The organism is Bacteroidota bacterium (assembly GCA_008933805.1).
Classification (GTDB): domain Bacteria; phylum Bacteroidota; class Bacteroidia; order UBA8524; family UBA8524; genus SB11.
Genome location: WBUH01000001.1, coordinates 280717 through 293076, shown reverse-complemented (window position 1 = coordinate 293076; position 12360 = coordinate 280717). Strand labels below are relative to the sequence as shown.

Here is a 12360-nt window from a genome sequence, read left to right as displayed (position 1 = left end):
CCTTCGCTATTAAAGAATGTAACCTCAGATGGTTTAAAACCATTGGAGGGTAAATACATTTAAAAGGGCAGCATTTTATATGCTGTCAGTTAATTAATGCTTCGCCGTTTCGCTTTTAGTAAAAAAGCTTTTCAGCTTTACAGCGGGTACCCAAATTTTGCTGATGAGGTACTTGCCAAAACTTTTTTCGGGTTTCACGTGCCATACCGTTGTGCGGGGAGCTTCTAACGCGTGCTCGTGCAGGGTATAGGCATACGCCGCAATAGAGGTGCGGTACGTGCCTTCAGGAAAGCTAATCGGGTCGTAACCGTGTAGCGTATAGCCCCGGCAGTGCATAATTGCCAAGCGGTTAAAAGGTACTGCTACTTCTGTTTTTTCACCTGTGCGGCTGTCTTCCAACCTCAGTTGTCCGCCATATTCAGGTTTCCAGTCTTTGTTAATGTATAACAGCAGGTTAAGGTTGCGAAACCATTTTTCGTGCAGCGGGTGGTAGTTAAAATCGGCGTGCATATCTAAAAAACTACCCTTACGGCCTTGGTGTATTCCGCCGCCGTAAAACTGCGGGTCAATAAAAACATCTTCACCCGTTACATAGCACAACCAACTGTTAAACCGTTCGCTGGTAAGGTCGTTGTGCAATTCCTCAAACACACCGCCCAGTTGTTTAAATTTTGATTTTTCGTACTTCTCACCCGCAAAAACATAATCAGCACTTTTGGTTTCAATTTCAGGAATGTTGTTATACAATTCTGTCAGTTTGGCCTCATCACAAATACCATCAATCCCAATGTGCGGAAACGGTTGTGCATTTAAAAACTGTGTGCGGAACAGTTGCTTGTTGGCTTCTATGTACTCAAAATTTATCATGGCGAGTTAGTTATCAGTTATTAAGTTATTCGTCATTGGGGTCCCGAGTGTATTCGGGACGAAGCAATTCTTTACGATTGGTATCAGACGGATTGCTTCGTCGTGCTATCGCACTCCTCGCAAGGACGCTTGGGTTGAATCTTCAAATCAACAAATCAATAATTCTTAAATTAAAGAGTCCCCCTCCGCTCTTGTTCGGCTTCAATGCTTTCAAACAAGGCTTGGAAGTTTCCTTTGCCAAACGATTTGGCTCCTTTACGTTGGATAATTTCAAAAAACAGGGTTGGGCGGTCTTCAACAGGCTTGGTAAATATTTGAAGCAGGTATCCTTCCTCGTCTCTATCCACCATTATTCCCAGTTTTTTAAGGGTGGCAAGGTCTTCTTCAATAATACCCACCCGTTGGGGCACTGTATCGTAATACTCACCGGGCACGTGAAGAAACTCTACTCCACGCTTGCGCATCTCGCTGATGGTAAACACAATATCATTGGTGGCCACTGCTATGTGCTGGCAACCGGGACCGCCATAAAAATCAAGGTATTCTTCTACTTGAGATTTTTTTAGCCCCACTGCCGGTTCGTTAATCGGAAATTTTATGCGACCGTTGCCGTTGGTCATCACCTTGCTCATCAACGCAGTATATTGGGTAGAAATGTCTTTATCATCAAAACTGATAAGGTTAGCAAAGCCCATTACATCGCGGTAAAAGGCACTCCATTTGTTCATTTCTCCCAACGCTACATTACCCACCATGTGATCTATGTAGCGCAAGCCCGTAGGTATGGGATTGTACTCGCTTTCCCACTTCACAAAGCCGGGCATAAAAGCACCCTTATAGTTTTTGCGTTCAATAAACATGTGGATAGTATCGCCGTAGGTATGTATGCCTGCTTTCACAATCTCTCCATCATCGTCTTTTACCACAATAGGCTCCATATACACCTCAGCACCTCTTTTAGTGGTTTCTTCAAAGGCTTTGCGGGCATCGTCCACCCAAAGGGCGATTATTTTCACTCCATCACCGTGCTTGGCTAAGTGTTGGCTTATTACACCATCATCCTTCATAGGACAGGTTAGTACCAAACGTATCTTATCCTGTACTAGTACATACGAGGTACGGTCGCGCAATCCGGTTTCAAGTCCGGCATAAGCAAGACTTTGAAAGCCAAACGCGGTTTTATAATAATGGGCTGCCTGTTTGGCATTACCCACATACAGTTCTACATAGTCGGTGCCGTTAATGGGCAAAAAGTCTTCGGCATCGGGGAAAATTTTCTCCAGCGAATAGCTGTAATTTTCAACGTCGGTCAATACGGGTGTGCTCATACGGGTTTTATTTTTTGTTTTTAACTCACCCAAAACATTTATAAGTGGTTCAGTTCTTAAAACTTCCCTCTCTAATTGCAATTAGAGAGCGGCACTTATTGCCACTGTCAGCCCTCTTAAAAGTCTGGGTAAGTCAAAAGTTCTTTATACGGTTTCTAAAATTTCTTTTTTGGGGTTATTGAATAACCATGACTTGTAATAGCCGTCCACTTCTAATTCAAGGGCGGTGCGGGTTATTTTTACGGGGTTAAAGGGGTCAATCATCACGGCCAATTCTTGGGTTTCTTTCTGGCCTATGCTTCGCTCTATTGCACCGGGGTGAGGCCCGTGAGGTATACCGCCGGGGTGCAGCGTAAATTGTCCTTTTTGTATGTTGTTGCGGCTCATAAAATCTCCATCAACGTAGTAGAGTATTTCGTCGCTGTCTATATTGCTGTGGTGGTAGGGGGCAGGTATTGCCTGCGGATGATAATCGTATAAACGGGGAACAAACGAGCACACCACAAAATTGTGTCCCTCAAACGTTTGGTGAATAGGAGGTGGCATATGTATGCGACCTGTTAGCGGTTCAAAATTAAAAATTGAGAATGCGTAGGGATAGTTATAACCGTCCCAACCAACCACATCAAACGGGTGGGTTTCGTACACATACGGGTATATGATGTTGTTCTTTTTAATGTTGATTAGAAAATCTCCCTTTTGGTCATAAGTTTCCAAATGCGAAGGCACTTTAAAATCACGCTCGCAAAAAGGCGAATGTTCTAAATATTGCCCAAAACGATTGCTATACCGCTCAGGAGTTTGAATAGGCGAACGCGATTCTATGAATAATAAGCGGTTGTCGGTATCATCCAATTCTAATTTATACACCGTACCGCGGGGAATAATTATATAATCACCGTATTCAAACGGTATCCTACCGTACATGGTATGCAGTGTGCCGCTGCCTTTGTGCACAAACAGCATTTCATCGGCATCGGCGTTTTTAAAATAGTATTCATCCATACTATATCGCGGTGCAGCAATACCAATGCTTAAATCGTTGTTTACAAACAGGGTTTTGCGGCTTTGCAGGTAATCATTTTCACCGCCCACATCAAATCCTTTAAAACTAAGAGCTTGCATATTATCCTCAATGGCTATTTCGGGGGCTACGCTGTATGGGGTGCCCACTTCTTTTACCATTGTAGGCGGGTGGGTGTGATACACTAGCGACGAAACTCCTGAAAAGCCTTGAGTGCCAAACAATTCTTCGGCATACAACTCATTGTTCTTTTTATTGCGGAAAACCACGTGCCGTTTTGAAGGCACTTTTCCCATTTGCATATAATATGGCATAGCTGTTTGATTTGCAGGACAAAATTGAAACTAACACTTGTTAATAGGAATGAACATTCTCACCCTGATACATGATTTACATCATGATAATTTAATGTACAGGTGTATAAAATTGCATTTCAGACAGACTGGCTGATAGCAAGGCTTAAGTTGTGCAACGATTTAAAAATCAAATTACTAAAAGAAGCAGTGAAGGTGCTTATGAATAAAGAGAATATTTAGTACCTTTGCAGTTTATTACTTAAACACTCTTTCAACAACAATAACCAATGAATCAAGTAATTGAGAAAGTACTTAGCAAAGTAAGCAAAGCGCACAGCAACCTTACACCTGCTGAACTTGTAGAGGCTGCCTTGCAAAGAGGCGAAGGACAACTTGCCGATAGCGGCGCACTGGCTGCTGATACTGGAGAGTTTACCGGAAGGTCGCCCAAGGACAAATTTTGCGTGAAAGATGCAAAAACCGAAAACACTGTATGGTGGGGTGATGTAAACCAACCTTTTGACAGTGATAAGTTTGATACTTTATTGAACAAGGTGATAAACCATTGGACAGGTAAAGAGGTATTTATGCGTGATGCGATTGCCTGCGCCGATCCTAACTACCGCCTTACCATTAAAGTATTTACTGAAAAAGCATACAACAACCTGTTTTGCCACAACTTGTTTTTGCGCCCAACAGCTGAAGAGTTGAAAAACTTTGACAATGAGTGGGTAATTATTAATGCACCTAGTTTTCATGCTGACCCAGCTGTGGATGGTACCCGCCAACACAACTTTACCATGATTGATTTTAGCCGTAAGGTTATTTTGATTGGTGGCAGCGGTTATACAGGTGAAATGAAGAAAGGTATCTTTACCGTTCTTAACTACATTCTTCCTCAAGAGAAAAACGTACTTTCTATGCACTGCTCGGCAAACATTGGCGAAGCAGGCGATACAGCTATCTTCTTCGGTTTGAGCGGTACGGGTAAAACTACCCTTAGCGCCGATCCTAACCGTAAGCTGATTGGTGATGATGAGCACGGCTGGAGCGGTAACACCGTATTTAACTTTGAAGGCGGTTGCTACGCTAAGTGTGTGGATTTGACCCAAGAAAAAGAGCCTCAAATTTTTGATGCTATTAAGTTTGGTACCTTGCTTGAAAACATTCGTTTTATCGAGGGTACCCGCACTCCTGATTACACTAATACCAGCGTTACCGAAAACACCCGCGCTGCATACCCTATCTATTCAGTAGATAATATTGCAGTGCCTTCAATCGGTACTACGCCTAAAAACATATTCTTCTTAACCGCCGATGCATTCGGGGTATTGCCTCCAATTTCAAAACTTTCCCCTGAGCAAGCCATGTATCACTTTATTTCAGGTTACACTGCAAAAGTTGCAGGTACTGAAGCCGGTGTTACTGAGCCTCAAGCTACTTTCTCAGCTTGCTTTGGTAAAGCATTTTTGCCTTTGCACCCCGGTAAATACGCGGTGTTGTTGGGTGAAAAATTGAAAGAAAGCGGAGCAAACGTTTGGTTGGTAAATACCGGCTGGACAGGCGGTGCTTACGGTACAGGTTCACGTATGAAATTGTCATACACCCGTGCTATGATTACTGCTGCTCTTAACGGCGAATTGGCAAATGTATCGTTTGAAAACCATCCTGTGTTTGGTCTTTCAATGCCAGCTACTTGCCCTAACGTACCTGCTGAAATATTGAACCCACGCAATACTTGGGCTGATAAAGCTGCTTACGATAACAAAGCCAACCATTTGGCCGAGTTGTTTGTGAAAAACTTTACACAGTATGCAGATGGTGTAACTGCCGAAATTCTTTCAGCAGCTCCTAAAGCACAAGCAACAGCATAAACAACTTTAACAGAGTTATAATTTAAAAATCCCGGCTCAAAAGGCCGGGATTTTTGTTTTGGCGGGCATAGACTCCTCCCTCAGTTACTCCTTTGTAGGAGGGAAGCAGCGCGCGCTGCCCGTTATCAAACTGTCCTGCTGACGAAGGAAGCAACTTATTACAAATGTGTTTCACCTCGAGTTGACATAGTTGGGATAAGGAATTTCGCTGCGCTCAATTTGACAGTAGCGGCTACCCGACGGATTTCCTGAGCCTGCCGAAGGGTGTGGTGGCAGTCCTCCCGAACTTGGTTCGGGATCTCAATTGGTATTTAACGAAAATTGGCACCACGATGTTGAAACAAGTTCAACATGACGGGGTGCAAGAAGTGCATACAAAACCTGCAATGCTAACGAAGGAAGCATCTTAGTGCACACTTAGTCCTCTTCCCAAATACGGGTAGTCCTTCCCTCCTGCCGTATTACCTCATACCCTTTGTGTTCAGCCAGTTTCAATAGTTTTTGCCGTAATTTTTTTGGGTAAAAATTGACAGCTACGTTCTTTGTATTGGGCTTGTAGTCAACCACCCCTATTCTCCCCAAAATTTCATAGGTGGCTGATGCACATCGCATCCCCAAGAAAGCATAATCATACGGCGGACTTGTAGTGTATGCAGCGTGTATTTTAAGTAACGAGTCGTATTGAGTCTTGCTTATCGGTATCACAATGGTAGTGTATTTAAGAGTCGCGGTATCTTGCACCCATTCTTGCAGCGGCTCACTTACAAATTCTGAATGCAGCTTACTTTTTGATACGATGTGTAAGCTGCCAAAAGGCTCAAACCCCACCACATTACCTCCGGCCTCAATACTCACATGGCCGCCGTGTATACCACCAAACCACGGTTTCTCTGTCTCTTTATGTTTTTTCTTAGGCTTTGAACCGTACAAAAAGTGGACTTTTATCTTCACGCTATCATTAGCTACTGTATCCGATTGTGCATACACTTTAGCAGTTAACAGGATAGCGATAAGGACATACATACACTTTTTCATACCCTAGAAACGAACCTTGAGAAAAGAAAAGTATATCGCTAAGTTTGTGTAAACAACACTCTCTTGGCCTCCACTGTAACCCGCCGTGTTTGGATACTTTCGCTCATCAGTTTGTTTACTGATATGGCCAGCGAAATGTTATACCCTGTAATGCCGTTATACCTCAAACACATTGGTTTCACCATGGCATTTATCGGTTTTTTAGAGGGTGCTGCGGAACTAACGGCAGGAATAAGCAAAGGGTATTTCGGCCAACTGTCTGACAATTTACAAAAACGGGTGCCGTTTATCCGTTGGGGCTATGCGCTAAGTGCTGCCGCAAAACCACTAACGGTATTGTTTGCACACCCTATTTGGGTATTATTTACCCGTACTACCGACCGATTTGGCAAAGGGCTTCGCACAGGTGCCCGCGATGCTTTATTGGCCGATGAATGCACTCCGCAAAACAGAGGGCGTGTATTCGGCCTGCATCGCAGTATGGATACCTTGGGTGCTACTTTGGGAGCTTTATCCGCATTTATTTTGTTAAGCGTAGAGCCTTCTAATTTTAAGAATGTGTTTTTGTGGGCAATACTGCCGGGTATTGCAGCCATTTTCATGTGTTTTCTTCTCACTGAGTCGAAAAAAACACCATTAAATACCGAAAACAAACCCAAAACAGGGTTTTTCAGCTATTTTAAATACTGGAAAACCGCTACCCCACAATACCGAAAACTTACCGCAGGAATTATCCTGTTTTATTTATTCAATACTTCCGATGTGTTTTTACTGCTATTTTTAAAACACAAAGGATTTAGCGAAACCTTTATTATCGGCAGTTATATTTTATACAATGCTTTTTATGCCCTACTCTCCTACCCCTTCGGGCATTTATCAGATAAAATAGGTTTTAAAAAAGTGTACATCGCAGGCTTGGCTTGTTTTGCCATCACCTATGCCCTATTACCTTTTGCTGCAAATTACTGGCATATAATTGTTCTGTTTTTAATTTACGGAGCATTTTCAGCATTAACAGACGGTATTAGCAAAGCATGGATGAGCCACCTTTGCCAACCGCACGAAAAAGCTACCGCTTACGGCTTTTTGGGCAGCAGTATTAGTATTGCCCTGGTTATTGCCAATACACTGATAGGTTTCTTGTGGGATACCATTAACCCAAACGCCGCAATTCTTTTATCAGCCATTGGAGCGGTATGCTGTATTTTCTATTTTTTCCGCTTGGTAGAAAATACACAACCTGCAAATAATAACCACTGATACAAGTCGTTATTAATTAATGAAACCTAACCTTTACTTGCTTTGCATGATTGCTGCTGCCTTCTCATTAGCAACAAATGCCCAAACAATAGAACGTTTGAGCGAACAACGTTGGGAAAAAATAACAGGCTGGCACATAGGGACGGGTTACACGGTTGCAAAAAACAACAGCTTTTCGGTAGATATTGGCCGATACAAAACCTACAAACGTACCGGCGGCATGAAAGGATGCGCTTTCAGTATGCCTCCCTTTGTACACAGGGGCATTGGTATCGATTATATCACCAACAGTATTAACCCTTCGTTTGCATTCAGGATATACGGTCAAATGGAAATGCTGGGCGTTGCTGGTGTGCGGATGGACATTGTTAACACCATTGAAGAAAGCCGACACAGCACCCAAATTCGCCCCTCGCTGGGTGTATCACTCGCCTATTTTTTAGATATTTATGTGAACTACACTGTGGGCGTTATTAACCGAAGTTTTCTTACAGATAATGTGGGCATAAGCCTGCGGTTCAATTTTAACCCAAGGCTCAATAAACAATTATACAAATCCCCTTTGCGAACCTGATTGTTAACGGATTAAGAGTACCGTACCCCTGTAATGTTTTTTAGTTTTGAAGTAATCCATAATTGTTATTTCATACACATAAACATCCTCAGTAGCTAATTTATCGCGGTAAGTACCGTCCCAAGGTTTTAGTAAAGTATCGGTTTCAAATACCTTCTCACCCCAACGGTTAAAAATCCGCATTTCGTAAGCTATAATGCCTTTAAATATCCCCTCAGGTCCAAAAACGGGATTTAAACCGCCTTCGTCGGGTGTAAATGCAGTTGGAATATAAAAGGTATAATCGGGTGAAATAAATATCCGCCCGTAAGCAGTATCTAAGCACCCGTTTTGATTGGTAACAATCTGCCTGATAAAAAAACGACCGGTATCCGCATACTCATGTACCGGACTTTCATCGTTGGATATTGAACCATCGCCCAAATCCCAATCCCAAAACACCACATCCGCAGTAGATTGGTTGTTGTAAGTAATGGACGGAGTAAAAAACGATACCGAATCAGGAGTGGGTACAAAACCAGCCACCGGTAATTGATAGACGGTAATATAGTTGGTGTACACTGTATCGTGCGTGCATCCTTTATCAGTGGTTACTTTAAGGGTGGGCGCATAACTGCCGTATTGATTGTATGTAAACAAAGTATTCTTAAGTGTATCCCTTCGCTTCCCGTCCAATTGCCATAGCCACTTTACAATACTACCCTCGGCTATTTGCGAGCTATCGTAAAAGTTTACATCCAAAGGCTGGCAACCAGCCGTATCAACGGCCAGCATTTTAGCAACAGGTAATGGATTCACCCGTACACTTTGTCGCACTGAATCGATGCAGCCTTTATCAGACGTGGCTACTAATCCTACGTTGTAATTACCCCAGTTACTATATACATGGCTGGTTTGGGTTCCCATAGCCCCCATACCGTCATTAAAGTCCCACACCAGCGTATTAATATTTCCCTTAGTGAGGGTACTTGTGTTGGTAAACCTTGTTGTATCTCGCAAGCAGTTTTCACTTGCAGTGAATTTGACAACCGCCGCAGGATGAATGGTTATTGTTTTTACAAGCGTATCCCTACACCCAAAATCCGACTCAGTAACCAGCTGCACGTTCTTCGTTCCTTCAAAAAACCATGTTTGCGTAACCACTTTTCCCGTATCGGGTTTTCCATCAATATCCCATGTGTAACGTACAATTTTACCAATATTGATGATACTGTTATCTGTAAAGTTTACGGCTACTCGCACACACTCATCATTAAACGCAAAGTCTGTTTGAGGTTTGGGATAAATAGTGAGTGTCTTTTGCACACTATCGGTACACACCCCTGCAACGGTTTCCTTTAAACTAAGCGTATAACTGCCATAGGATGCGTATTTATGAACAGGTTTTGCTGAAGTATCAACAGCTCCGTCTCCCAAACGCCATAACCGTGCACTGGTATATCCGTAACTGTACGTTGTTTTGTTTAATAACACTGCCGAATCGTACACACAAACGTCTTTTAATCCAAAATCAACATTGGGCATATCAAACGCATTCACCGTTTTTGTGGCAGTATCAGCACACCCCTTTTCAGAGGTTACAATTACCAAAGGATTATAACCACCTGCTATTGCATACTTATGCTTAGGCTGTTGTTGTATGGATTGATTACCATCGCCAAACTCCCAGCGATAGGTAAGAGTACCTTCGTCAATCACCGATTGATTGATAAACCTCGCTGAATCGGTATAGCAAATATCAACCACAGTAAATGCTGCACGCGGAACGGAAAATACATCTACTACGGTAGTGGCAGTATCCGTGCACCCAAAGTTATTGTCTACCCAGAGATAAAAACCATGCAATCCTGTATCAGAAGCAGGATACTTAAGTTGTGCGGCTGTATCAATGTAATAAGGCCCCGTCCACCATTGCCGTTGGGTAATATAGTCAGTGGTGGTTAGCGTAACATCGTTCAACCCTATTGTGTCCTTGTGGCACACACTTGCGGTTGCAATTTGTGCAATAGGTCGGGGAAAGATTACAATACTGTCGTAGGCTGAGTCTGAACAACCGTATTCAGTTACAGCCTTTAATTTCACAGTAAAAGTATCAGCAAACGGGTAATAATGCACGGGATGTTGCAGGCTTGATGTTGCTCCGTCGCCGAAACTCCACAAATAATCCGTAACAACAGAACTGTCAATAGTGGTTGAATCTGAAAACCGTGCCGTATCTTGGTAACAAACGTTCGCAAACCCAAAATTTGGTTTGGGCATTGGGTAAACAGGTAATTGTTTCACCAGTGTATCAAAGCAACCATGATTAGTACCTACAATTAGTTTTACTTTAAAATTATATGCTGAATCGTACCTTTTATTTACGTTTTGTAAAGTGCTTACCGTTCCGTCGCCATACTCCCATTTCCATTTGTTGATGTATGAGGGTCCCGAAGCAATGGTACTGCTATCCCTCAATTTAACAGTATCACTAAGGCAAACTTTGGGTATGCTGAACTTTGCGATGGGCTGATTGTATACCGAAATGGTAAGTGTGCTTGAATCCTGCGACTCACAATCGTTTTGGTTGGACTTTATGGTTACCAGTGCCATTTTGTAAGTTCCCAACGAATCAAAGGTTATCACCGGGCTTGCACTGTCAGAATAAAGTGTATCCTGCAAATACCATTTATATTTTGAAGGCGTATAAGTAGTATTGGCGATAAACTTAGTGGCTTCGCCCAAGCAAACTGCACCTTGTGCAGTTGAAATAAAGTGTGTGAGGTTTTTAATACTCGCCCCTGCGGCATAACCGTACGACTCAACGTTACCGAAGCCATAAGCCACAGCATTAAAACCACTATCAGCATTAAGAGTATGATTGCCTGCCGATACCGTAGTTTGCGAATACATATACGTTGGTTTTGATGATACAAAACTCCACGACACGCGATTTCCATCCAGTCTGAAACTACCTGTGTCCTTAGCCTGTATTACAATATTTATATGATGATTGGTAATATTTTGATACGGAGAAGAGTAAAGCGTAATATCATTTAGCCGTTGTTCTACGGGGCTAAGTATTGTCATTGATGGGTCGCCGGTAACGTTATCACAGTTTTGGGTACGTTGGTACTGCGCCATTTGTACGGGTTGTGTGGCCTTCACATAGTTTGCCGTGCTGCTCAAAAACTCATGAAAATTACCTTTGTTTAGGGTGGTAACGTATGCGTTGTTTACAAACACCTGTGTATTATCAGTGCCCGCCAATACCCTGAAATAATCACCCCCCGTGCGGGTTTTCATCGGCACGGTAATAAACTCCTTTCCCCATGTACTGGCAGGATATAATTGTTGATATAAATTATCTCCGCTGCTGGCACTCGTACAACCCAAAGCTGTAAACGAACTGCCCGAAAACACTGCGATACGTTTACACCCGCCGCTGCTACCTGCCACTGATTGTATATGGCTGCCTGAAATATCTGAAGTGGATTGGTATTGATATACCTCACCCTGATTAAGGGTAACGGTAAAACTTTGTCCGGCTATTTTAGTATTGCTCAACGAGTTGGCGATAGGAGTTATTTGCACATTGGTGCTATCTTCAACCCCAACTACCATAAACTGATTGTAACGGTTGGTACCCGATGATAATTGCGTAAAACTCATAGCGTAATACTCACGACCCAAGGTTGCCGTGGGCAACACTAAGGTAGCATCAGAACGCGCATTGGCGTGAATATGCGAATACACCACGACTGGTGCTGCCGAAACCAAACGAATAGCTCTTGCCTGTTTGCAATCGCTGCAACCCACATACGCTGTGGCGGGCGGAATACTTAATACCGTAACTGCATTGGCAGTTACTGAAAACCCCTGAGACCATGATTGACCCGGAATACTGACGGTGCCCGTTGTAGTAACATCAGAAGTGATGTATAATTTCATGGCAGACCCTGTGCCGTCAATGTGGCCCATGTAGCCAATCCAAAAATCTGTGCCCTTGTTGGATGTGTTTTGTGAGAGCGTGAGTAACGGGCATAGCAGAGCCAATAGAACAAAAAAGTCGCTTTTTGTTCCGTGCAGCCCCTTACTTAAAATTTCAAAAACCAACTTAGGT

General features: G+C 43.0%; 8 protein-coding genes. 3 read left to right on the top strand and 5 right to left on the bottom strand.

The genetic code is table 11. The features are described from left to right. Window positions 1-93: 93 nt before the first annotated feature. From F9K23_01395 to F9K23_01385, 3 genes are all read right to left on the bottom strand, one after another. Entirely contained in the window at window positions 94-867 is a 774-nt protein-coding gene (locus F9K23_01395; GenBank protein ID KAB2918821.1) for a 2OG-Fe(II) oxygenase, read from the bottom strand. Window positions 868-1037: 170 nt separating this feature from the next. Then, window positions 1038-2195, bottom strand: a complete 1158-nt coding sequence (gene hppD, locus F9K23_01390; GenBank protein KAB2918820.1) for a 4-hydroxyphenylpyruvate dioxygenase — start codon at window positions 2193-2195, stop codon at window positions 1038-1040. A 144-nt stretch (window positions 2196-2339) separates the two neighbouring features. Then, window positions 2340-3533: a homogentisate 1,2-dioxygenase gene (locus F9K23_01385; protein ID KAB2918819.1), complete on the bottom strand. Its 1194-nt coding sequence runs from the start codon at window positions 3531-3533 to the stop codon at window positions 2340-2342. A gap of 269 nt (window positions 3534-3802) precedes the next feature. Here F9K23_01385 and pckA point away from each other — a divergent pair, with 269 nt between their 5' ends. Next, entirely contained in the window at window positions 3803-5389 is a 1587-nt protein-coding gene (pckA, locus tag F9K23_01380; GenBank protein ID KAB2918818.1) for a phosphoenolpyruvate carboxykinase (ATP), read from the top strand. 417 nt (window positions 5390-5806) lie between these two features. Here the strand turns inward: pckA and F9K23_01375 are convergent, their stop codons facing one another. Beyond that, window positions 5807-6424 (bottom strand): hypothetical protein, encoded by a 618-nt coding sequence (locus F9K23_01375; protein ID KAB2918817.1) that lies wholly within the window; start codon window positions 6422-6424, stop codon window positions 5807-5809. Between the two features lie 63 nt (window positions 6425-6487). On the opposite strand from F9K23_01375, the gene F9K23_01370 reads away from it, so the two are divergent. Together F9K23_01370 and F9K23_01365 are read left to right on the top strand one after the other, a co-directional pair. Beyond that, the gene (locus tag F9K23_01370) at window positions 6488-7684 is read left to right on the top strand and encodes an MFS transporter (GenBank protein KAB2918816.1); all 1197 of its coding nucleotides are present in this window, start codon (window positions 6488-6490) and stop codon (window positions 7682-7684) included. Window positions 7685-7703: 19 nt separating this feature from the next. Further along, window positions 7704-8258 carry a hypothetical protein gene (locus tag F9K23_01365; GenBank protein KAB2918815.1) on the top strand — a complete coding sequence of 185 codons (555 nt, stop codon included), beginning with the start codon at window positions 7704-7706 and terminating at the stop codon, window positions 8256-8258. 3 nt (window positions 8259-8261) lie between these two features. Here F9K23_01365 and F9K23_01360 read toward each other — a convergent pair whose 3' ends face one another. Then, window positions 8262-12353 carry a PKD domain-containing protein gene (locus F9K23_01360; protein ID KAB2918814.1) on the bottom strand — a complete coding sequence of 1364 codons (4092 nt, stop codon included), beginning with the start codon at window positions 12351-12353 and terminating at the stop codon, window positions 8262-8264. Window positions 12354-12360: the final 7 nt, after the last annotated feature.